General features: G+C 59.9%; 20 protein-coding genes. 17 read left to right on the forward strand and 3 right to left on the reverse strand.

What is annotated here, in order from left to right:
• The first annotated feature begins 23 nt into the window (after positions 1 to 23).
• Together murQ and PLU72_08455 are read left to right on the forward strand one after the other, a co-directional pair.
• On the forward strand, positions 24 to 956 hold the full coding sequence (gene murQ, locus PLU72_08450; GenBank protein ID HOT28208.1) for an N-acetylmuramic acid 6-phosphate etherase: 933 nt from the start codon (positions 24 to 26) through the stop codon (positions 954 to 956).
• Entirely contained in the window at positions 946 to 2,535 is a 1,590-nt protein-coding gene (locus tag PLU72_08455; protein HOT28209.1) for a SpoIID/LytB domain-containing protein, read from the forward strand. The genes murQ and PLU72_08455 overlap by 11 nt, the downstream gene beginning before the upstream one ends.
• A gap of 367 nt (positions 2,536 to 2,902) precedes the next feature.
• On the opposite strand, the gene PLU72_08460 is transcribed toward PLU72_08455, so the two are convergent.
• Entirely contained in the window at positions 2,903 to 4,255 is a 1,353-nt protein-coding gene (locus PLU72_08460) for a hypothetical protein (protein HOT28210.1), read from the reverse strand.
• A 228-nt stretch (positions 4,256 to 4,483) separates the two neighbouring features.
• Between PLU72_08460 and miaB the strand changes: the two genes are divergently transcribed.
• From miaB to PLU72_08510, 10 genes are all read left to right on the forward strand, one after another.
• Entirely contained in the window at positions 4,484 to 5,809 is a 1,326-nt protein-coding gene (miaB, locus tag PLU72_08465; protein ID HOT28211.1) for a tRNA (N6-isopentenyl adenosine(37)-C2)-methylthiotransferase MiaB, read from the forward strand.
• 12 nt (positions 5,810 to 5,821) lie between these two features.
• The gene (locus tag PLU72_08470; GenBank protein ID HOT28212.1) at positions 5,822 to 6,376 is read left to right on the forward strand and encodes an epoxyqueuosine reductase QueH; all 555 of its coding nucleotides are present in this window, start codon (positions 5,822 to 5,824) and stop codon (positions 6,374 to 6,376) included.
• A gap of 444 nt (positions 6,377 to 6,820) precedes the next feature.
• Positions 6,821 to 8,212, forward strand: a complete 1,392-nt coding sequence (locus PLU72_08475) for a SpoIID/LytB domain-containing protein (GenBank protein HOT28213.1) — start codon at positions 6,821 to 6,823, stop codon at positions 8,210 to 8,212.
• A gap of 136 nt (positions 8,213 to 8,348) precedes the next feature.
• Positions 8,349 to 9,437, forward strand: coding sequence for a type IV pilus assembly protein PilM (gene pilM, locus PLU72_08480; GenBank protein ID HOT28214.1), 1,089 nt, complete (start codon positions 8,349 to 8,351; stop codon positions 9,435 to 9,437).
• A 3-nt stretch (positions 9,438 to 9,440) separates the two neighbouring features.
• Positions 9,441 to 10,031: a PilN domain-containing protein gene (locus tag PLU72_08485; protein ID HOT28215.1), complete on the forward strand. Its 591-nt coding sequence runs from the start codon at positions 9,441 to 9,443 to the stop codon at positions 10,029 to 10,031.
• A 12-nt stretch (positions 10,032 to 10,043) separates the two neighbouring features.
• Complete coding sequence (gene pilO / locus PLU72_08490) at positions 10,044 to 10,604, forward strand: type 4a pilus biogenesis protein PilO (protein HOT28216.1); 561 nt, start codon at positions 10,044 to 10,046, stop codon at positions 10,602 to 10,604.
• Positions 10,605 to 10,623: 19 nt separating this feature from the next.
• Positions 10,624 to 11,310 carry a hypothetical protein gene (locus tag PLU72_08495; GenBank protein HOT28217.1) on the forward strand — a complete coding sequence of 229 codons (687 nt, stop codon included), beginning with the start codon at positions 10,624 to 10,626 and terminating at the stop codon, positions 11,308 to 11,310.
• Between the two features lie 8 nt (positions 11,311 to 11,318).
• Positions 11,319 to 11,825, forward strand: coding sequence for a hypothetical protein (locus tag PLU72_08500; GenBank protein HOT28218.1), 507 nt, complete (start codon positions 11,319 to 11,321; stop codon positions 11,823 to 11,825).
• On the forward strand, positions 11,822 to 13,222 hold the full coding sequence (locus tag PLU72_08505) for a secretin N-terminal domain-containing protein (protein ID HOT28219.1): 1,401 nt from the start codon (positions 11,822 to 11,824) through the stop codon (positions 13,220 to 13,222). Before PLU72_08500 ends, PLU72_08505 begins: the two co-directional genes overlap by 4 nt.
• Positions 13,223 to 13,404: 182 nt before the next feature.
• Positions 13,405 to 14,406 (forward strand): magnesium transporter CorA family protein, encoded by a 1,002-nt coding sequence (locus tag PLU72_08510; GenBank protein HOT28220.1) that lies wholly within the window; start codon positions 13,405 to 13,407, stop codon positions 14,404 to 14,406.
• A gap of 473 nt (positions 14,407 to 14,879) precedes the next feature.
• Here the strand turns inward: PLU72_08510 and aroC are convergent, their stop codons facing one another.
• Both aroC and PLU72_08520 read right to left on the reverse strand, forming a co-directional pair.
• Entirely contained in the window at positions 14,880 to 16,046 is a 1,167-nt protein-coding gene (gene aroC / locus PLU72_08515) for a chorismate synthase (protein HOT28221.1), read from the reverse strand.
• The gene (locus tag PLU72_08520) at positions 16,047 to 17,120 is read right to left on the reverse strand and encodes a DUF4434 domain-containing protein (GenBank protein HOT28222.1); all 1,074 of its coding nucleotides are present in this window, start codon (positions 17,118 to 17,120) and stop codon (positions 16,047 to 16,049) included.
• 326 nt (positions 17,121 to 17,446) lie between these two features.
• Here PLU72_08520 and PLU72_08525 point away from each other — a divergent pair, with 326 nt between their 5' ends.
• From PLU72_08525 to PLU72_08545, 5 genes are read left to right on the forward strand one after another with little or no spacing between them, the layout of a single operon-like run.
• Positions 17,447 to 18,025 (forward strand): DUF501 domain-containing protein, encoded by a 579-nt coding sequence (locus tag PLU72_08525; GenBank protein HOT28223.1) that lies wholly within the window; start codon positions 17,447 to 17,449, stop codon positions 18,023 to 18,025.
• On the forward strand, positions 18,022 to 18,870 hold the full coding sequence (locus tag PLU72_08530; protein HOT28224.1) for a flagellar hook-basal body protein: 849 nt from the start codon (positions 18,022 to 18,024) through the stop codon (positions 18,868 to 18,870). The genes PLU72_08525 and PLU72_08530 overlap by 4 nt, the downstream gene beginning before the upstream one ends.
• Before the next feature lie 28 nt (positions 18,871 to 18,898).
• Positions 18,899 to 19,687 (forward strand): flagellar basal-body rod protein FlgG, encoded by a 789-nt coding sequence (gene flgG, locus PLU72_08535; protein HOT28225.1) that lies wholly within the window; start codon positions 18,899 to 18,901, stop codon positions 19,685 to 19,687.
• Between the two features lie 14 nt (positions 19,688 to 19,701).
• The gene (locus tag PLU72_08540) at positions 19,702 to 20,850 is read left to right on the forward strand and encodes a flagella basal body P-ring formation protein FlgA (protein HOT28226.1); all 1,149 of its coding nucleotides are present in this window, start codon (positions 19,702 to 19,704) and stop codon (positions 20,848 to 20,850) included.
• Positions 20,837 to 21,436, forward strand: coding sequence for a flagellar basal body L-ring protein FlgH (locus PLU72_08545; protein HOT28227.1), 600 nt, complete (start codon positions 20,837 to 20,839; stop codon positions 21,434 to 21,436). The genes PLU72_08540 and PLU72_08545 overlap by 14 nt, the downstream gene beginning before the upstream one ends.
• The last annotated feature ends 126 nt before the right edge of the window (positions 21,437 to 21,562 follow it).

Below are 21,562 nucleotides of genomic sequence, written 5' to 3' on the forward strand. Positions count from 1 at the left end.
CATCATTCGCCACCGGAGGAGTCATGACGCAATCGACAACCCAGGCCGCAGCAGCCTCGCTGCCGCTGACGGAAAGCAGAAACCCGCGGTCGGTCTATATCGACCGCCAGCCCACCCGTGACGTCGTCAAAACGTTCCTGCACGAGGATCGCGCGGTCTTCACCGCCGTCGAGGCGGCGGCCGACAGCATCGCCCAGGCGGTCGACCGGATCGTCGCCTCGTTCAGGCAGGGCGGCCGGCTCGTCTACATCGGGGCGGGGACATCGGGCAGGCTCGCCGTTCTCGATGCCTCGGAGTGCCCCCCCACCTTCGGCGTGCCGCCGGAGATGGTCACGGCCGTGATCGCGGGCGGCTCGGCGGCCATCCTCCAGGCAGTCGAAGGCGCGGAGGACGATCGGGACGCGGCCGTTGCAGATCTGAGGGCGGTCAACCTCTCGCCGGCCGATACCGTGGTCGGGATCACGGCTTCCGGAACCACGCCCTACGTCATTTCCGGCCTCTCGTTCGCGAAAGGGGTCGGCAGCTGCACGGTGTTGCTTTCCTGCAACCCGTATGGGCGCCCCCCCGACGTGGATATTCACATCAACCCGGTCGTCGGACCGGAGGTGATCACCGGTTCGACCCGGCTCAAGAGCGGAACGGCCTGCAAACTGGTGCTGAACATGCTGTCTTCGATCTCGATGATCAGGATCGGCAAGGTGTATCAGAACCTCATGGTGGACGTTCGGGCCACGAACGCGAAACTGCGCAGACGCGCCCAGCGCATCGTGATGGAAGGCGCCCGCACGACGCCCGAACACGCCGACACCTGCCTGTCCCGCGCAAACGGGGAAGCCAAGCTGGCCATCTACCTGGCGAAGAACGGCGGAACGGCCGACGAGGCAAGAAAGGCTTTGAACGCGGCCGCCGGCCGGCTCGCCGTCGCCCTGGGAGAAATCGACGCAGATGAGATCTGATTTCAAACGGCTCGCCCGGGTTTCCCTTCTCGCCGTGAGCCTTCTCGGGGCCCCGTCGCTGGATGCAGCGCCCGCGCCGGTCGTGAAAGTGAAAACGGCGGAGTATGCAAAAAGTCTCGAATGCCGCCTTCCCGGCGGGGGAACGTGGCGGCTCGGCAACGCATCGGGCAAAATCGGCGGGAAGGACGCGGTTTCAATATCAGGAACGATCCTCTCTCCCGCCAGGAAGCGATATCACGTCATGGTGGAGTCGGCGCCGCGCAGAGAGCCCGATCGGCTCGAAGCGGCCCTTCGGAAGTGGCGCTCGAGCGGCAGGCCGATCCATACGTTCGAAGCCGGGAAGATCTCCTATGCCGCTGACGGGAAGACGGTCGCGTGGGACGGCCGGGTCGTGTATATCGGGGTCGGCGTGTTCGACGCACGCGATGCCGCATCGAAGCTCGCTGACGAGATGGCCGCGGCCGGCAGTTCTAGCTGGATCTTCGAGGAAATTCTCGCCCGGGCGCGAGGCACCCTCACGCTTCATATCAATGGGAAACGCGTTGCCGCCGGGAACACGGAGCTTCAGCTCGTTCCGGGCGACGTGGTCGAACTGAAAAAGGTCGAACATGCCAGAGGGTATGCTTGGCACGGCTTCGAAGACCGGTCTTACCGCGGCCCCGTAAGTATCCACTGGGGGGCACAGGACGCGCTGGACGCGATTTTCACGACCGATCTCGAGACGATCCTCGCGGGGGTGGTGCCCTCCGAAATATCTGCAAAAGCCGCGCCTTCAGCCCTTCAGGCGCAGGCCGTGGCGGCACGGGGTGAAATTCTTTCGAAGATCGGCCTCAGGCATCTCGGCGAAGGCTTCGACTTCTGCGCAGAACAGCACTGCCAGGTGTATGCCGGCGAGAACGCGGCATCCCGCAAACTCGCTCCCGTCATTGCAAAAACACGGGGCGCCCTGCTTCGCAATGCCGAGGGAGCGATCGTCGATGCGGTATATGCGGCGAACTGCGGCGGCCGCGGTGAACCGAATCATCTCGTGTGGACCTCTCCCCCCGACCCGTATCTGAAAGGCGTCTGGGATATCCGGGGAAACCCGGGGAATCTCGATCTGAGCCGCGAGGAAGACGTCTCGTCGTTCATCCGGAACCCGCCACCATGCTGGTGCGGCGATGCGACGGTGGAGGGCGGCGATAAGTTCCGATGGAAGAAAACGCTGACGGCAGACGACTGGAAAAAGGTCGAAGAAACTGCGGGAATCGGGAAGATATCGAGTGTTTCCGGGTTCGAACGCGGTCCCTCCGGCCGACTCTACAAAGTTATACTGACCGGAGAATCCGGCACGAAAACCGTCATGAAGGAACTCGCCATCCGCAAGCTGTTCGGGGGGCTGAGAAGCGCTTGTTTCATTGCGGAATGGAAGCGCGACGACCGCGGGTTCATCGCGGGCGCCGAGATAAGCGGAGCCGGCTGGGGACACGGGGTCGGCATGTGTCAGACGGGTGCGCAAGCCATGGCCAAGGCCGGAAAAACCTTCGACCAGATTCTCGGACACTATTTTCCTGGCGGAAAAATCGAAAAAGCCTACTGACCGGCATACGGAAAAGAGGACATCCTGCCGACAATGTATGACGAACCTGGATTGAAGGGGGAAAACGATGAATTATCAGAAATTTGTTTTGATCTTTGTGGCTCTCGCCCTGTTCCTGTTGCCTGCAGCTCTCACAGGATGCGGTGCAGACAACGAATATACAGGCCAAAGTTGCAATACGATCGGCCCTGGCGCTCTGAGCAGTTTCGATGCTACAGGATCGTGTAGCATACGCTAACTTATCACATTTCAGATAAATAAATAAATATCTGAACTCAAAGCTAAACCGCCTTCACGCCATGGAAAGGGCGGGATTCAACTGACACCGCCGTCCAGAGCAATCCGGACGGTTTCTTCTTCGGGAATATTACTTGCGGGTGCGCTTCTGATTCGTCGTACCGCCGGCAAGGTGGCCTTTGAAAATCATACTGAGAACCATTCCGGCACCGTTTCGGGTGAGGATGTCCTCGACCGCCGTCTTGAGCTTGGCGATACTCTGCGGCAACTTGTCGAATGAGCCACCCTGGCTGGGAAGAACGATATTCAGGCGTTTTGCCTCGGCCAGGCGGTATTCGCGCCGCTGAGCCATTTTCGCAAGCGGTCCGGAGAAGAGGGCGAGCTTCGCGGATTTTTTCTGGAACACGACGGGTGCCTCGGTCAACGGGGGAGATGTGACGGTCGAAGCCGGCGCAAATGTTTCTTCCCTGGGTTCGGGGACGCTCGCCGGCTCGGCAGAGACCATCTCGATCTTGGATGCGCCGGTAGCGGCCTCGCTTTTCTCGAGGGGTTTGACAGACGACTGTTTTCCGGGCTGCTGACGAACGATCAGAGGCTTTGCCTGATCTGGCATCGCAAGAACGTTTGGAGTTTTGCCTGCGACCTGAAGCTCCTCATCGGTATTGTGAATTTTCAGCCAGAAGTCACGAACTTTGGAGGACAATTTCCGGTCGCCGGCAGTCGTTTTCTTCGCCGGAATTTGGGGAATCGACTTCGGTTCTTCAACGGCGGCTGGGGTCTCTTCAGGAACATCCTTACCGGCTGGCTTTGAATCCGCAAGGACCGTCATGTTTTTTTCGACGGAAGGCTCGGTTTTTTCGACAGAAGGCTTTTTTTCAACGGGAATCTGGCGAACAATGGTGCCTTCTCTGCGGGGTTCGACGGAAGGGGCGGCTGATTCATTCCGGACATCGTTTGCAGGAGCCGAGATCACGTTTGCTTTTGGAGAAACGGCTGCCGCAACGTCTTTTTTCTCGACGGCGCCTGCATCGGAATCAGCATGGATTTTCAACCAGTATTCGCGAATCCTGCCGGAAATTTTCCGGTTCCTCGGATGGCGACCGTTTTCCGCCTTTCGGTCTTCAATTTCGCTTCCAGAACGCGCCTGATCGACGGCCGGCTCGGTATTGGCAACCGCAGATTTCGTCTCTGGAGTCCCGGGTTCTTCTCGAGCGCTCGTCGGCGCAGTTTCTCTGATAACCGGTTTGGGCGCTTCTTCGACCTGGGCTGGAACGAAATCCATTTTGGGAAGCTCGTAAGCAGAGGCCTCAGGGGCTTCCACCACGTCCGCTTCAATCGCATCACCTTCGAGCCGTGCAGCCGGAACGTTGGCGGCAAACGCAGGCATGGCAGCCGTCACGCCAAAAAAGGCAATACAACAAAGGATGCTCCAGAAGACCAGTCTAGAAACGCTTTTCATTATTCCTCCAGCAATACGGGACATATTTTTTCAGAAATGACCGGGCATAAATACACTCACCGAATGAGGGCCCAAGTGTATCACATCTCTGCACCGTGTCCAAGACTCAGGCTCGTTTCTCAATTCATTGTAATTGAATAATTCCACCAAAATTGCTTGCTTTAGTGATTATATTATTCTTGCAATAATAGAATAATCATAATAATGATCAATCGCTTCTTTCTTTTTTGTGGTAGAATGGATCACTCTATTATGTGCGTCCCGCAATCTCCAAAATACTTCCTCACCACATTCGGGTGCCAGATGAATCAGGCTGACGCTCAGCGGATTCGCGGCATGCTTACGAGCATCGGGTATGAAGAGTCCGCCTCGGAAGACGATGCCGATCTCATCCTGTTCAACACGTGTTGCGTTCGGGAGCATGCGGAACAACGGCTCATCAGCCGCATCCAGTCGCTTCAACGGTTGAAGAAATCGAACCGCGAACTCCTGATCGGCATTGCGGGTTGCGTGGCCCAGGCAAAAAAGGAGCGGCTGTTCGAGATGCTGCCGCATGTCGACCTCGTCTTTGGGCCGAACGACATTCCGAGCCTTCCTCTTCTGCTGCAGCACGCCCGCACTCGGAAAGCGACGGGGGCGTTCGCCGCCATCGGCGGCTTCGACGGCGAGCAGGCCGACGGCATCATTCTCGAGAAGCCATTTTCGGCCTTGGTAAACATCATCAGGGGATGCACGAACTTCTGCTCCTACTGCATCGTCCCGCATGTGCGCGGCCCGGAGGTTTCACGCCCGTTACCCGAGCTCGTCGATTTCATCACGGCCCTCGCCGGCAAAGGCGTCGTCGAGGTCACCCTGCTCGGCCAGAACGTGAACGCCTACGGGAAGGACATCGGGTTGGAGGAAGGGTTCATCACTCTTCTCGAACGGGTCGAAGAGATCCCGGGAATCCAATGGGTCCGGTTTCTGACCTCCCACCCCCGGGATTTTTCCTTTCAGGCCGTCGAACGGATGTCGCGCCTCCGGAAACTCTGCGAGATGTTCCACCTTCCTGCACAGGCGGGGTCAGACCGCATTCTTAGACTGATGAACCGGGGGTATACCCGAAGGCGCTACCTGGATCTCGTCGAACACGTCCGAACCGCCGTTCCCGGGGCATGTATAACGACGGATTTAATATGCGGTTTTCCAACCGAGACCGAGGCGGAGTTCGAGGAAACCCTGTCACTCGTCCGAGAAGTCCGGTTCGAGTCCGCGTATACGTATTACTATTCACCCCGCGAAGGCACCCCTGCGGCTTCGATGGAAGGAATTCTCCCCGAAAGCGATCGCAAGGCGAGGCTGTCCCGCCTGATCGAGGTTCAGAACGCCATCTCCGAGGAGGAAAGCGCGAAACAGGTCGGCCGTACGTTCGACGTTCTGGTCGACGGAAGTTCCGACCGCTCGCCCGGCCATCTCCTGGGGAAGACGCGTACCGGCCGGGTCGTCGATTTTCCCGGCTCATCCGACCTGATCGGACGCTTCGTCCGGGTGAAGATCGATCGGGCGCGCCTCTGGACAATGTCCGGCACGCTCGTCTGAAGGCGGTTTTGCATGTCGCTTCTGCTTCACACCTGTTGCGGTCCCTGTCTGAGCGGTGCCTGGCCGCACCTGAAGCGCAACGGCATATCCGATATCGTCCTGTTCTGGGAAAACCCCAACATCCATCCGTACGTCGAGTATCATTCCAGGTTCGAATCGTTCAAAAAGATGGCGGGCGTGCTCGGCGCCGAGATACGCCGGGGCGACGTCTCCTACGGTCTCGAACGCTTTCTCGTGGCTCTCGGGGGCGACTTCGGGCCTTCCCGCTGCGCCGCCTGCTTCCGCATGCGCCTGAACGCTACGGCTTCCCGGGCCCGGCAGGACGGATTCGAGTCGTTTTCGACCACCCTGCTGATCAGCCCCTTCCAGGATCACGACCTGCTGGTTGCGATCGGCCGAGAAGCCGGCCGCGAGCACGGCGTCGCCTTTGTTGAGACCGACCTGCGCCCGGCGTTTCCCGACACCCATGCCGGAGCGCGGGAGAATGAATTATATCGCCAGAAATATTGCGGCTGCGTGTTCAGCGAGCGTGACCGTTTCGCCCCGAAACTGCGCCTGGCGCTTTAGTCCCGCAAAAGCCTCCCGCTCGCCCCGAACCTGCCGAAGGCCGAGAATTTCCCGTGCTTTGACACCTCAGCACGAACGCTGACCTTCGATTCGGCGCGGGATCGATGCCCGTCAACGATCCTGGCTCTTCCACGGACCGAATGGTGCATTTCACTGGAATCCGCCGCCGGCGCCCCCCCCCCGCAGGGCGAAAACCCTCACCGTGCGCTCGAGCGCGTTCTCCTCGTCGAAATATCAGGCACAGCAGGATCTTCACGAAACGATCGAAAAACCGACATCCGCCCCTCGCGGGACATCACGCCCCCGGAACGTCCAAAATTCCGCTCCATGCGCGCTTTTTCGCCGGAAGACTCATGCGCCGGGCCGTTTCGGTCGAAACATCAGTATATGGGCAACGTATCTCTTCGCATAACCATTCTGGCGCTCTGCTTTTCGGCGTGCGTCATGACCACACTCGCGACGCCCGAGGCAACACTCAGGATCGGGATCGAAGCCGCCGTTCCGACGGTGACGATCCTCATGCCGGGGGGTGGAGACCTGGTCGATGAAAAAAACCGGCGGGTCAAATCGTTCCGTTCCGGCGAACGCTTTTCCTGGAGCGTTTCTCAAGAGACGCCCCCGTCGAAAAAGCAGGATCGCCGCGCGTCACGAAAAAAAAGCGTCTTCTCTTCCCTGGCGGGCCGCAGCATGCGTTTTCAGCCGAAGCAGGGAACGTTGTCGCTGAACGGCCGGGCCTATCGCGGCGTTCTCGAGGTTTCCTTCGGGAGGAGCGGGGCTACCGTCGTGAACCTCGTCGGCATGGAAGACTACGTGAAAGGCGTCGTCGGAAGCGAGATCGGCTCACTTTCCCCCGAAGAAAGCCTCAAGGCCCAGGCCGTCATCGCCCGCACCTTTGCCATCGCGAGCAGAGGCAAACACCAGAAAGACGGGTACGATCTATGCGACCGGGAACACTGCCAGGTGTATGGCGGGGTAAAGGCGGAACGGGCGAGCGTCTCGAAAGCGGTCGACGCCACGCGCGGCATCATCATGATCAGCGACGGCGTTCCCATCTCCACGATGTATCACGCCACGTGCGGGGGCATGACGTCCGACAACGAAAAGGTCTACGGCGGCGCCCCGACGAAGTATCTGCGCCGCGTGCGATGCGATTACTGCAAAGCCGGAACGAAATACCGCTGGCAGCAGCACATCGACCTCGCCAGCCTCCGAAAGGCTCTCGCGTCTGAAAGACTCGGTTTCGAACGCCTGTATGCCGTCGAAGCGATTGCCCCAGCTCCGCTCGACCGGGTCGATCTGGTCAAGCTTCAGACGGATCGAGGCGAACTGCGGGTGAAAGGAACGACGTTCAGGCGCCTGTTCAATCTTCCCAGCACGACGTTCGTTGTTCCTGCCTTGGAGGCAGATCCCCGCCCGAGAGTTGGACACCCGTCGCCGTCAGTCGGATCAGGCGCCCCCCCGAAAACCGCTCTTCCCGTCGATTCGGTAAGCATCTTCGCAGGCGGGAAGCAGTCCGGGCCTCCGCAACTGATCGTCCAGACCGCCCAGGGAATACGTCGCGCGAAGAGGCCCTCTTCAGGCTGGATTGTCGTCGCGGGCCGGCGGCAGGCCCTTGACACCTCTCTCCGCCGGGGTCTACTCTTGAAATCAGGAACTCGTGAACTCACCGGCATCGACCTTTCGGGTCGCGGATTCGGTCATCAGGTGGGACTCTGCCAGTCGGGCGCCATCGAACTCGGTCGACGCGGCTGGTCCTATCGCCAGATTCTCGCCTTGTATTATTCCCACGTCGCCCTTCGACAACTGCGCTACGAAGCAGTTCCCAGACGCAAATGACGATTTCGGGGAAAAAAATCTGTTTTCACTCTCAGGAAATTACGCGATGACGTCGATACAGAACTGACGTTCTGTAGAATCATCAGTTCGCGGCCCGGACAGACCGGCGGTCAGGCCGACCTTGGAGGAACCACGCATGGGCTTGTTTACCTTCGGGACAAGCAATACCTCGGTGGGCATAGACATCGGCACCTCAACGGTGAAGATCGTCCAGCTCAAGAAGACCCCCTCGGGTCCGGAACTGACGGGTTACGCGATAGCGCCTGTTCCCCCCTCGGCAATCGAGGAAGGCAATATCAGAGACCCGCAGTCGATCGCGGCAGTGATCAAGGACATGTTCAAGAGTTCCAAGATCAAGCCCGACCGTTCGTTCGCCTCGATCTCGGGCCAGAACGTGATCATGCGCTTCACCAAGCTGCCGATCATGAGCGACGAGGAACTCGAACAGACTGTTCGGATCGAGGCCGAGCAGTATGTTCCCTACGCCATCGACGAAGTCAGCATCACCCATGCGAAGCTCGCCGAACTGGCCGAAGAGGAAGGCGGCGGCAAGTATTCGATCCTGCTGGTCGTCGCGCAGAAGGAACTGGTCAACAGTTATCTCGATGTCCTCAGGGGCGGCGGCTCGGCGCCTGAAGTGATCGATGTCGACACGATCGCCGCGATCAACGCCCTCGAAAACTCGATCCTGCTGACGGCCGGTTCCCAGGAAGGCGGCGAAGTCGTCGCCATCATCGATTCCGGCGCGCGCACGACCAACATCTCGGTGCTCAAGTCCGGCGTGCTGATGTTCACCCGCAACATCCCGATCGCCGGAAACAACATCACCCAGATGATCATGAACGTGATGAAGCAGGAGTTCGAGCAGGCCGAACAGATCAAGTTCAACGAGGCCGAGGTCAACATCAGCGATTCGGGCGGCAATGAGGTCGCCGAAGTCGTGAAGACGACGGTCGAGGAACTGGCCTCAGAAATCCGCCGCTCGTTCGACTATTTCAAGGCCCAGTCCCGCGAGCCCCTGATTCACCGCATCATTCTCTCGGGCGGCTCTTCGAACCTGAAGGGGTTCAACACCTACATCAGCAACGAACTCGGCGTCGACGTGGCCATGGGGAACCCCCTCGAAGGCATCTCCGTGACCGTGCCCGACACCGACATTCTCTACAACAACCTGCAACGATTCACAGTCGCCATCGGCCTGGCGCTCAGAGGGGTGGTGGATTAACCGATGATCAAAGTAAACCTCATCACCATTAAGCGGCGTAAGCCGATTCAGATTCCGTTCGCCGCGATCTTCCTCGTCATCGCGCTGGCGGGCATTCTCGTCCTGTTCTACTTCGGAACGATCTGGATCGAGTCCTACAACAAGGATCTCGAGGAACAGAAAACGAGACTCGAGGAAGAGGTCCGCAAAGACAAGGACAAACTGGAACAACGCGACCGTCTCGACCAGGACAAGCGGGCCCTGGAAAGCCAGATCGAGCAGCTCAAACAGCTTTCCGGCGTGAACCTGCTCCAGTGGTCGGAAGTGTTCTCCGCCTTGACCACGGTCGTTCCCGAGAAGACGGTCTGGATCACGAGCATCCGCATCGATTCCGACCGGCGCGTCCAGTTGACCGGGTATGCCTGCTCCGAGCAACCCGACAAGAAGAACGACCGCCTGACCCTGGGCATCCAGAACTTCATCAAGGAACTGCAGAACCACTCCTACTTCGAAGAAGTGTTTCTCAGCAATGCCAACAAAAATACCTTCGAAAAAGCTCCCGTGTGGCGGTTCGACATCACCTGCCGCATCAAACGGGATCTCGGAAGAAACTGAGGGAGCGAACAAATGAACAACTTTGCGGTCGTCATCATGGTCATCGTGTTCGCTGCAGCCGGCGCCGGCGGTGCGTTCTGGATGTACTACTGGGAACCCACCATGGCCACCCGCGAACAGCTCGAGAACGACATCAAGGACCTCGAGCGGAAACAGGAAGAGATCAAGAACGTTGCCGACGAAATCGCCCGCATCAACGAATCCATCGCCAAACTGACGGAAGAGAAGAAAAAGCTGGAAATGGAATCCAACCAGCTCGGAACCGTCGTTCCAAAGCTTCTCGACTCGACGGAAGCGATCGCCAACAAGTTCAACGTCAAGTTCAACGACATCCGCATCTCGCCCCTGGTGCGGGCCGAGCAGTGGTCGGAACTGCCGATCGAAATCGGGCTTCTGGGCACATTCCAGGACATCGGCAACTTCCTGCTCGTGATGGAAAAGCGCAAAATCGTCAACCTGGCGGCCGGCTCGATCAACATCTCGGTTTCGGCCGAGCCCGATCCCAAGACCAAAGCCCCGCTTCTGACGGTGAACCTGAACGCCAAGATCTACATCATGGGTGGCGCCTACTAAACGGCAACAGGAGGCATATATGAGAACAGGAACTGGTTCCAGACTGATTTTCGTCCTCATCCTGTCGGCCCTCCTCTCGGCCGGCCCAAGGATGGCATTCGCTCAGGGCGCTGATGACTTCAACATCCCCAACACGGATACGAGCGCTCCGGCAGAGACTCCCGATACGGCTTCCGGGGCCGAAACCCCCGCTAACCCGGAAGAAGCGCCCGGAAGCGCTCCTGCCGACGCAGCCGTCGGCAACATCGGAGCGGAAGCTGGCGGGGCCTCCGCAGCGGCCGTGGACGAACCCGAACAGATCGAAATGCTGGCTGCCAATAACAAGTTCTCTCCCAGCAACAAGAACAAGGACCCCTTCAAGCCCCTCATCGAAAAGAAGGTCGTCCTTCCTCCCCCGCCCCCGCCGTCCACGACGGCGAAGCGGGACAACGCTCCCCCGCCGCCCCCGCCCCCGAAGCCGATCCAGCTCGTCGTGACCGGCATCTGCGGCAATGACAACGAGCGTCTCGCGATCATCACCTTCGAGGGCAAGCCCTACACGGTTCAGAAAGACCAGGTCATCGACGGGAAGTTCAAGGTCGTCGACGTCATGACCGACCGGCTCGTCATCTATTCCAACAAGGAACAGATGCGTCGCACCTTCCAGATCGGAACCGGTGGCGGTGGCGGCGGTGGCGGCGGTGGTGGCGGCGGCGGAGAGGATTGACAGGCATCATGCGCGTGTCCAGACGATTCAATTTCAGGATTCTCGGCCTTTCGCCATTGGCTCTGGGGCTGCTCGTGACGGTTCTTACCGCCGCCCCGGCTTCCGCACAACAAGCCGGCCAGGAGGACCTCGAGGAAACCGATCGGGTAGGCGAGCTTTCCCAGTCGCACCAGTTCAGGCCCGCCGTTTCCGAAAAGGATCCGTTCAAGCCCCTGATCACCAGGCCGAAGCCGCCGGAGCCCGACATCCGGCCTCCGAAAGAGGAACAGGCCTCCAGGCCGGCAGAGATCAAGCAGGTCATCCCGCCGCTCAGTCTGAAAGTTACAGGGATTTGCGGGAACGAAAGCGAACGGCTGGCCATGATCGAGTTCAATCAGAAATCGTACGTCGTTTTTAAAGAAATGACGGTGGACGAATCATTCAAAGTTGTCGATATCTTTTCTGACAAGGTCGTCGTTTACTCATTCAAGGAACAGATGCGTCGGACATTTCCGATTGGAGGTGGAAAAGAATGAATTCCACAGGTAAAACCAAGAATGGCCTCAAGTACACGGTTGTAGCCGCGGCCATGCTGGCGTCTCTCTGGGGACAGCCGGCGGCGGCGGAGGACAACATCTCGCTCGACTTCCGCGACACCGACATCCGCGAGATCATCAAGATCATCGCGCAGAAGTCGGGCACGAACATCATCGCGGAAAAGACCGTCCGCGGCAACGTCACGGTTCGCCTGACGGACGTCTACTACGAGGAGGCCATGAACCTCATCGCCAAGACGAACGGGTTCGCCGTCCGCAAGATCGGCAACACCTGGATTCTGGCCGACGAGAAGAAACTCATCGAAGCCTTCGAAAAGGGCCTGACGATCACCAAGCGTCTGCAGTATGCCAAGGCCGCCGACGTGAGCAAGATCATCGCCCAGACCATCAAGAAGGACGTCAAGGTCGCCACCGACGATCGCATCAACGCGGTCATCGTGTCGGGCGGCAAGGACATTCTCGACGAGGTCAAAAAGCTGATCGAAACGATCGACACGCCTGTCCATCAGGTCATGATGGAAGCGAAGATCGTCGAAGTGAAGACGACGGCCGCCAAGAAGCTGGGCTTCGCCTGGAAGACCGGCACGAAGGATGCCGCCGGCGAACTCGACGGCAGCCCGACCGTGTTCGCGACGAAGGAATACTTCGCCCAGAACCCCGACTCGAGCCTGTATCAGAACGGCTTCTCAAACCCGCAGGGCGAGTTGTTCGGGCTCGGCGACTTCTATCGCGACACCCTGCTGTTCCAGGCCACGCTGAACGCCCTCGAGCGGCACAGCGAGACCAAGATCCTCAGCAACCCGAAGATCTCGGCGGTCAACGGCCAGGAAGCGAACATCGTGGTCGGCACAAAGGTCATCTACCCCGGCGGCGCCGATCAGCCTCCGAAGGAAAAAGACACCGGCATCAAGCTCAAGATCACCCCGCGCATCAATGATGACGGCTACATCACGGTCGATGCCGAACCCGAAGTCTCCTTCGTGGAATCCTGGTCGAACAACGGCATGTATCCGGTCATCGGCACCCGCTCCGCCAAGACCCAGGTGCGCGTGCGCGACGGCGAAGAGATTCTCATCGGCGGCCTGATTCGCGACGAAGAAGGCCGTGAAAAGAGCAAGATCCCGCTGCTGGGCAACATTCCGATCCTCAAGTCGCTGTTCAGCTACAACGGCAAGAACGGCGAGTCCCAGGAACTGATCATCCTGATCACCCCGCACATCATCGCGCAGAGCATCGAGTCCGCCGCCCCGACCAGCATCGTGCCCGAGGCCGGCAGCGAGATGGAACCTGCCCCCAGAGCGGCCCCGGCCGCCCAGCCCCAGCCCGCCGGCAACGCGGGTGACGCGTTCGACAACGCGTTCGACACCACCTTCTGATCCAATCTCCAATGTTCACGCCCCGGCTCCGGCCGGGGCGTTTTTTCATGTCGGCTCGTAACGACCGGCAGCTGGGGCGGTTCGCGTTCCGTCCCTGCGGAAGCGGGGGATGGAGGCTTTGACCCTGAGGAGGGTTTCGTGGTGAAATGGAACCGCTTCTATGACGAATGGAGAGGATGACGATGGCCGAAACCCGATATTTTCACATCCCGCGCAAGGGAAAGATCGCACGGCTCGCTTCGCTCGGCGAGGCGCTTCAGTTCCAGAAGAAGGGTGAGTATGTCTGGATCGACCTGATCGATCCCGTCAGGGAAACGTTCGACGAGCTGATCGAACCCTTCGGCATTCACCAGTTGAGTGTCGAGGACTGTCTCGACGACGACCAGATCCCCAAGACCGAGAATTTCGAGAAGAACACCTTCATCCTGTTCAATTGTTATACCTATACGAAAGAGGAACTGACGATCGACGAGGTCGATTTCCTGATCGGGGCGAACTACCTGATCACCGTCAGAGGCTTCAAGGCCCAGAATCCCTCGTTCTTCGACAAGCTCGACGAAGCCGTGTTCCGTGGCATGTCAGATGTCAACCGCGGCCCCGACTTCCTGCTGCAGCTGATTCTCGATTATATCGTCGATAAAAAATTTATCGCTATAGATTCAATTCAGGAAGAGGTCGAGCGCATCGAGGAGAGTATTCTGGGTGAAAAACCCGATTTCCAGCCCGAGCATCTGATGCGGCTTCGTTCGACCCTGCTGACCCTCCGGAAAAGCCTGTTCAACGAACGCGAAATTCTGATCAAGATCTGCCGCCGGGACTCGCCGTTCGTCAGCGAGAAGGCGATCTATTACTTCCGCGATATTTACGACCATCTCGCCAAGTTCTTCGAGTTCATCGAGATCAACCGCGAGCAAATCACCTCGCTGATGGAACTCCATCTTTCGCTCACGAACGCGAGAATGACACAACTGTCGAACCAGACGAACCTCGTGATGAAGCGCCTCACCGCCATCACGACCGTTTTCATGCCGCTCACCCTGATATCGGGCATCGGCGGCATGTCGGAATGGTCGATGATCACCGGCCCCGAAAACTGGATGATCTCCTACCCCGTTTTCTTCGGTGGAATGGCTCTTTTGGGCTGGTTCAACTGGTGGCTTCTCCACAAACTCCAGTGGATTTGACTCCGCTTTTCACGAAGGCCCGCCAGGCAGCAAACCCTCGACGAACTCTCACAGCGGTTCCAGATTCACCCGAATCAGATCACACAATCGAAGAAAAAACTCCCGAAGCGAGCTGGCGAACTTTTCGATAAAGGCCGCAAAAGCCAGATGTGAAGGAGCTTCACGCGAAAATCGGAAAACTCACCATGGAGAACGTTTTTTATCATGTACGCTCGATCGTATCGGGCGACCGGGCGGAAGCAAATTCAAGGCAGAAGCAGGCTTCCTCCACCGAAGCAAGACTCGGCCATTACTGAATGAGATCAGAGTATTGAGTCCTGCAGAATGAAACCAACCGTTCGCCCTGAGCCTGTCGAAGGGCGAAATGAGGAACCATCGGCAAGTGGCTGTTCGTGCTTCGACAAGCTCAGCACGAACGGGACCGAGTCTGCGAGTGATTGTCGTGTTCCATGTGAGACAAGGAGTTACACCGATTATCGGGTGTTTGGGCGTGGCATCGACTCGGCAATTTGCGGCAGGGAGTCGCCGCCGAAGCGCTCGAGGATGGCGTTTGCCAGTTCGAGGGCGAGGGCCGATTCGGCAGTAACGGCGAGGGCAGCGAGGGCGACGGTGTCGGAGCGGTCGGCGGCCAGCGGAACAGATGTGTGGGACGGCTCGATCGAGGGGGTTTCGCCGGGCATGCTGCCGGGAAGGGGCTTCATTACGGCACGGAGCACGAGTTGGGAACCGTTCGACATGCCGCCTTCGAGGCCGCCGCACAGGTTCGTGGGCCGCACCCAGCCGCGCGGCTCGTTCCAGAGAATCGGGTCGTGGGCCTGAGATCCAGGCAGGCGGCTCTGTCGGACGGCCTGGCCGATCTCGACGGCGTGGACGCCCGGCAGGCCCATCACGGCGGCGGCGAGCCGGGCATCGAGGCGGCGGTCGGCCTGCACGTGGCTGCCCAACCCTGCCGGCAGGCCTTCGAAGCGAATCTCGACCTCTCCGCCGAGCGTGTCGCCGGAGGCGCGCGCCTTGTCGATCAACAGCGTCCAGGGGATGACGACGTTCGGGTCGGGTGTCAGGAAGCCTTCGCCGACCTCGTCGATCAGAGCCGTCAGCTCCGCGACGGCCGCCGTTTCGGGAATCGCGGCTTCCTGCGTTCCGATGCGCCGCACGAAGGCGGCCGAGGTCATGCCGAGTTCCGAGAGCAGGGCCCGGGCGGGCACGGAAAGCGCGCACCGCATCGCCGTTTCCCGGGCCGAGGCCCGCTCACGGATATCACGGATGTCGCCGGTTTCATACTTCAGCGCGCCGGCGAGGTCGGCATGGCCGGGCCGCGGTGCCGTGACGGGCTTCTCCCCTTCCGGTCGGGGCCCGAACACCTCCATCGCGGCGGCGTGTTTTGAATAGTCTTTATTATATATCGCCATCGAGATCGGGCTGCCGGTCGTGCGGCCGAACCTGATGCCCGAGAGGATCTCCACGGCGTCGCGTTCGATCGAGGCGGCGCGGCTGCCTCTTCCATAGCCGCTGAGGCGGCGGGTCAGGAGCTTTTTGAACGCAGCCTCGGCAACAAAAACCCCGGCCGGCATTCCCTCGAGAATGCCGACCAGGGCTTTTCCGTGCGACTCACCCGCGGTCAGCCAGCGCAGGGCAGCCATTCAGGGATTTTTGTGGGTGATGCCCACCCAGGCGCAGTAGTCTTTGTAGAGCTGTTCGGCCTTGGGACCGATCCTGGGCGAAAAATAGTGATTGAAATCGAAACAAATGAAACGGTCGACGAACGGCGCAGCGCCCTCGATCTGCCGGGCAAGAATCTCCATCGTCGTCGGTTCGGCTTCGAAATCCTCCGATAGGGGCGACGTGCGATGGAACACTTCGCAGTTTCCCCAGATCTGGATATCGAGTTCCCGGGCCGCCGAGGCGATCGGAGCCAGATCGTGTGGAATACGCGCGATCTGATTCGTGGTGCCGCCGACGCCGTCCTGCCAGGCGATGATGTCCACCTTCGCCTTCGCGAGCATCGACTTGAAATACTGCCTGAGCATCCAGGTCGGGAGCGATTTTGCCATTCCCGGGCGGGGGGTCGTGAACGGGGATATCATCACTTTCAGCTCGGGCTTCTCCGCCCGCGCGGCTTCGGCGATCGCGCCGTAGAAGGCACCCATCGAACCGGGAAGCGAGAGCGTGTTGTCCTCATAGGGAATATAGAGGCCCCGGAACGACGTGTATTCCTTGAACCGCCTCACCAGTTCGGTCGTGTATGCCGCCACCTTGACCCGCTCCTTCGCCAGGAAAAGCGGATTCAGCTTTTTCAGATACCAGCCCTCTTCGTCGAGCAGCGTTCCGATGAACACCTGCATCTTCAGTTCGTCCGCGACCTGCAAGATCAGTTCGACGGCGGGCGTCAGATCCACGCCGCTGCTTTTGGAGTATTGGGGGATGACGATGCGCATTCCGGCAGCGCGCATCGCTTCAAGCTCGCCGCGCCAGAATTCGAGGGAATTGTCGTTGTCGGATTCCCAGATCTGGAGGAAGGCGCCCGTAATGCGCGGCCTCATCGAAGTCGTCGCCAGCTCGACATCGGCGGTCTCGGCCACAGCCTCGTCCGTCGCATCGTTTCCCGTCACCACGACGTGGCCGGCATCGAATGGGCCGGCTGACGCAGAGATCAGCGTTACGAAAAGGAACATGGCGATGTAAGCGAATGTTGCCGCACACGATCGAATTTTCATGTATTTCCCCATTCTGACTGCATTTCCAGCTTCACTTCTCAAGATACTCTGATCCCGTCACCCCCGCAACACCGGGCGCATCGAGATATGCCCGCGTTTCCCCGAACAAATGCTTTTCGAAGATTTCATCGGGATGTTCTCAAAGGCATGTTCGTGGTTCGATACCTCACCACGAACCGAAATCATGATTTTATCCACAGGCTGCTAAGGGATGGGCGGAAACGTGCCGAAGATTCGAGAGAGTCAGAAAAATCGAAAAAAATGTCGTTTTTCCCTTCGGGGAGTCTTCGCGTTTGCCGATGTCCTGAGTAAGGATGAGCAAAACTATGCCTGTTCGAAACGAAATGCCGACACCGGAAGAAGCCGCGATGGTCGAGACACTGCTCGGCCGGCCGGCCAAGCTTCCCTACCGCATCGCGACTCGGTGCGGCGACGGCACGCCGCAAGTTCTGCAGGCGGATCCGGTGTATCAGGAAAACGGCCGGTGGAAGCCGTTTCCGACCTTCCTCTGGCTCGTCTGCCCACGCCTTCGCTACGAAGTGGCAAAACTCGAAGCGGCACAGGAGGTCCAGATGTTTTCCAAGCGACTTGCTGAAGATGCGGGGTTCCGGGAACGGTTTATCGAGGGGCAGCAGCTGCTGCAGAAGCAGCGTTGCGACCTGGCCGAGGAAATTGCGGGACATCCGCTTCCTGACGATGTCGAATCGGTGCTTTCGGCGACGAATATCGTCGGCAGCCGCAGCATGTTCGGGGTGAAATGTCTTCACGCGCACGTCGCCCAAAGCCTCAGTTTCGGTTCGAATCCCATCGGAGACGACGTCCTCGCGCGCGTCGGCCCGTGCGACAAGTCCATGAACTGCCGTCAGGTGGTTCCACCCCGGTCTCACGGAAAGGCAAAACGATGATACGCGGCATTTACACGTCGGCGTCCTCGATGCTGGTGGAGACGATCCGCCAGGACATGATCGCCAACAATCTTGCGAACGTCGACACCGTCGGTTACAAGCGCGACCAGGGGGTGTTCAAGGAACTGCCCACGATGGTGCTCAACCGCGTCAACGACGGCGAGCTGTATCCGCCGCGGCCCTTCGAGAAGGCGCCGAAGATCGGCAAGGTCGGAACCGGCGTCATCCTGGACGAGTCCTACACGGATTTTTCCCTCGGGAAGCTGCAGTTCACCGACAACGAGCTGGACTGCGCGCTCGAGAACGCCAAGGCCTTTTTCCTGATGGAGACGCCGAACGGCATCCGCTACTCGCGCGACGGGGTGTTCACGCTGAACCAGGACGGCTACCTCACGAACATGAACGGCGATTTCGTGATGGCCGAGCCCGAGCCACCGCGAAGCCTCGAGGACCGTCTTCTCGTGGGGGAAGACGGGACGCCGAACGCCGCGCTCGAGATCGCCCGCGTGCAGGTCGGGCCGACCGACAAGGTCACGCTCGACACCGAGGGCCGCGTGCTGGTGAACGGCGAGCCGCGATTCAGGCTCGTTCGCGGCATGGCCTCCGATCGCAAGGCGTTCCGCAAGGAGAACACGAACAATTTCACCCGCGCGTACGGCGACGTGCAGCGGGCGGACGGGAAGGTGAAGGTCGGCTACGTGGAAAAGCCGAACTTCAGTCTCGTCGAGGAAATGGTCAAGATGATCGAGGTCTCACGCGCCTATGAAGCGAATTCCAAGTGCATTCAGGCGCACGACTCCCTGCTCGACAAGGTCGTCAACTCCGTCGGGCCGACTCGCCGCTGATGAAACACAAGACGGGAGGTAACCAGCCATGATGCGTTCGCTGTGGTCCGCTTCGACCGGCATGAAGGGCCAGGAAATGAACATCGACGTCATTTCCAACAACCTGGCCAACGTCACGACAACGGGATTCAAGAAGGATCGCGTCGACTTCCAGGACCTGATCTACCAGACGCTCAAGGAGCCCGGGACGCCGATCTCGACGGGGAACAACTATCCCGTCGGCATCCAGCTCGGCCACGGCGTCCGGCCGGTCGCCATCACGAAGATTTTCACGCAGGGCGAGTTCCAGCAGAGCGACCAGCCTCTCGACGTCGTCATCACCGGCAAGGGCTTCTTCCAGGTGCAGCTGCCCAACGGCGACGTCGGCTACACACGCGACGGCGCATGGAAGCTCGACAGCAACGGCATGATCGTGACCAGCGACGGGTATTCCATACTGCCGAACATCACGATCCCTCAGGATGCGTTGGGCATCAACATCACGCCGTCGGGCATCGTCGCAGCGAAGATGCCGAACCAGGCCGATCTCCAGGTGCTCGGCCAGATCGAGACGGCGGATTTCATCAACCCGGCCGGCCTCAAGTCGATCGGCAGAAATCTGTTCACGCCCACCGGCAGCTCAGGCGAAGCGATCGTCGGCATTCCCGGCACCCAGGAACTCGGCGAGATCGAACAGGGCTACGTCGAAATGTCGAACGTGAAGGTCGTCGAGGAGATGGTGAACATGATCGTGGCGCAGCGCGCCTACGAAGCGAACTCCAAGACGATCCAGACGTCCGACTCGATGCTCCAGATCGCCAACAACCTGCGCCGCTGAGGAGCTTCTGACTGATGGCCCATCTTCGTCAGCCCACTGATTCCGGCTTCCTGAAGCCGGCTGCCCACCTCGCGGGAACGGCGCTGCTGGCCCTCTTCCTCTCGTTCGGCCCCGCCCCTCTACCGGCCCGGGCGGCGACATCGCCGATGTTGCCGGTGAAATCGACGGTTCTCGTCACCGACGGCCGCGTCGACGCGTCGATGCTGGTAGGAAGCGACGCCGCGCCGTCGGTGAAGGCGGCGCTGGCGAAAATCCCGGTCGGATTCATTTCGGAGCCGCTCGGCTCGATCACCCTCCACCGGAACGAGCTGAGCCGCAAACTGGGAAGCTTCGCGACGATGTTCGAGCTTCCGCAGCGCGTGCAGGTGCTGCGAAAAGGCGCGATGCTCTCCGGCGAGGAGATCGCAGCGAAGGTGCGCGAACTCTGCTACGAGCGCATCGAAAAGGACGTCGCCGGCGACGTTCAGGTCGATCTGTCGAATCTCCCGCGCCACGTCGTTCTGCCCGAACCGCCTGAAAGCTGGACGCTGACGCCGATGTCTTCCAACAAGCTCGGCATGAGGGTGTTTCAGCTCGAAGCCCGGTGCGGGGAAACGACGGTCCGGCAGATCATCCAGGCCGACGTTTCGAGAACCGTCCGGGTCGCCAAGCTCCGGCGGCTGGTGAAGCGAGGCGAATGCCTGTCGGCGAACGACCTGATCGAGGAAACGATCCGTCTGCGGAACGACCAGCCCAACCCGGTCGTGGCGATCGGCGAGGTGGTCGGAAAACAGCTGGCGAACTTCAAATCCCCCGGCACCATCGTCCGGGCAGGCGACCTGGCCTCGGCGTGCATCCCCGAACCGAAACAGAACACACTATCGAATATGACGCACGTGTCCGAGAATACCGACTCCGCCGACCACGCCGAATCACCGGCCCTCCCCGGCGAAACGGGCCCCGAGCCGGAGCCGATCGGGAATTCATCGGGCGAATATCTGGTTAAGAACGGAGAGCAGGTCGAATTCACGGTCAAGAGCGGCAGCCTCTGTCTGGTCGTCCCGGCGAAGGCGCTGCAGAACGGTCGCGCCGGGGAATCCATCAGGCTCCTCAACCTCCAGAACAAGCGCCCGATCAAGGGCATCATCACCGCGGAAGGAAAAGTGGAACATGTCGCGAACTAACGTTTCCCGCCTGCTCGTCGTCGTTCTCTTCGCCCTGGCGGCATCGACCGCCCCGGCGGCCTCGCTGTGGCTGAACGGCCGCGACCTGTATTCGTCCCAGGGCGCCCACGAGTTCAGGGCCGGCGACATCATCACCGTCGTGATCTCGGAAGAGGCGACAGCCCAGCAGGCGGCGACGACGAACGCGCAGGACGACGCGTCGGTCGAGGTGAAGTCGGAGCCGCAGATTCCCTTTTTCAAGAAAGTCGTCAGCGAGTTCATCGGGAAGAACGAGATCAAGAACGCCTGGAAGGGCAACGGCACGACGACCCGTTCCGGCAAGCTCGCCGGGACCGTCACGACGACGGTGATGGAAGTGTTGCCCAACGGCAACCTGCTTCTCGAAGGCAGCCGCTCGATCCGGGTCAACCGCGAAACGCAGATTCTGCGGGTGAAGGGCATCGCCCGGCCGCGGGACATCAACGCCAGCAACCAGGTCAAATCGAGTCTGCTCGCGAACGCAGAGATCAAATACGACGGCAAGGGATCGGTCGGCTCGACGCAGAAGCCGGGCCTGATGACCCAGATAACGCAGTTCGTTTTCTAACGCCTCCTCACTCGGTGAATCGGGCTTCCCTCGGGGGGGCCCGATTTTTTTCGGCCGAAAACGGCGTCCGGCTCTTCGGCAGGAGCGACCGCGTGCCGATACATTTACTGGAGCAGAGTATTTCGG

This window comes from Candidatus Ozemobacteraceae bacterium (genome assembly GCA_035373905.1).
Lineage (GTDB): Bacteria > Muiribacteriota > Ozemobacteria > Ozemobacterales > Ozemobacteraceae > MWAR01.

What these genes read in the sequence shown, in the direction of transcription:
- murQ (HOT28208.1), top strand. Translation starts at nt 24, where the DNA reads ATGACGCAATCGACAACCCAGGCCGCAGCAGCCTCGCTGCCGCTGACG.
- PLU72_08455 (HOT28209.1), top strand. Translation starts at nt 946, where the DNA reads ATGAGATCTGATTTCAAACGGCTCGCCCGGGTTTCCCTTCTCGCCGTG.
- PLU72_08460 (HOT28210.1), bottom strand. Translation starts at nt 4,255, where the DNA reads ATGTCCCGTATTGCTGGAGGAATAATGAAAAGCGTTTCTAGACTGGTC.
- miaB (HOT28211.1), top strand. Translation starts at nt 4,484, where the DNA reads ATGTGCGTCCCGCAATCTCCAAAATACTTCCTCACCACATTCGGGTGC.
- PLU72_08470 (HOT28212.1), top strand. Translation starts at nt 5,822, where the DNA reads ATGTCGCTTCTGCTTCACACCTGTTGCGGTCCCTGTCTGAGCGGTGCC.
- PLU72_08475 (HOT28213.1), top strand. Translation starts at nt 6,821, where the DNA reads ATGACCACACTCGCGACGCCCGAGGCAACACTCAGGATCGGGATCGAA.
- pilM (HOT28214.1), top strand. Translation starts at nt 8,349, where the DNA reads ATGGGCTTGTTTACCTTCGGGACAAGCAATACCTCGGTGGGCATAGAC.
- PLU72_08485 (HOT28215.1), top strand. Translation starts at nt 9,441, where the DNA reads ATGATCAAAGTAAACCTCATCACCATTAAGCGGCGTAAGCCGATTCAG.
- pilO (HOT28216.1), top strand. Translation starts at nt 10,044, where the DNA reads ATGAACAACTTTGCGGTCGTCATCATGGTCATCGTGTTCGCTGCAGCC.
- PLU72_08495 (HOT28217.1), top strand. Translation starts at nt 10,624, where the DNA reads ATGAGAACAGGAACTGGTTCCAGACTGATTTTCGTCCTCATCCTGTCG.
- PLU72_08500 (HOT28218.1), top strand. Translation starts at nt 11,319, where the DNA reads ATGCGCGTGTCCAGACGATTCAATTTCAGGATTCTCGGCCTTTCGCCA.
- PLU72_08505 (HOT28219.1), top strand. Translation starts at nt 11,822, where the DNA reads ATGAATTCCACAGGTAAAACCAAGAATGGCCTCAAGTACACGGTTGTA.
- PLU72_08510 (HOT28220.1), top strand. Translation starts at nt 13,405, where the DNA reads ATGGCCGAAACCCGATATTTTCACATCCCGCGCAAGGGAAAGATCGCA.
- aroC (HOT28221.1), bottom strand. Translation starts at nt 16,046, where the DNA reads ATGGCTGCCCTGCGCTGGCTGACCGCGGGTGAGTCGCACGGAAAAGCC.
- PLU72_08520 (HOT28222.1), bottom strand. Translation starts at nt 17,120, where the DNA reads ATGAAAATTCGATCGTGTGCGGCAACATTCGCTTACATCGCCATGTTC.
- PLU72_08525 (HOT28223.1), top strand. Translation starts at nt 17,447, where the DNA reads ATGCCTGTTCGAAACGAAATGCCGACACCGGAAGAAGCCGCGATGGTC.
- PLU72_08530 (HOT28224.1), top strand. Translation starts at nt 18,022, where the DNA reads ATGATACGCGGCATTTACACGTCGGCGTCCTCGATGCTGGTGGAGACG.
- flgG (HOT28225.1), top strand. Translation starts at nt 18,899, where the DNA reads ATGATGCGTTCGCTGTGGTCCGCTTCGACCGGCATGAAGGGCCAGGAA.
- PLU72_08540 (HOT28226.1), top strand. Translation starts at nt 19,702, where the DNA reads ATGGCCCATCTTCGTCAGCCCACTGATTCCGGCTTCCTGAAGCCGGCT.
- PLU72_08545 (HOT28227.1), top strand. Translation starts at nt 20,837, where the DNA reads ATGTCGCGAACTAACGTTTCCCGCCTGCTCGTCGTCGTTCTCTTCGCC.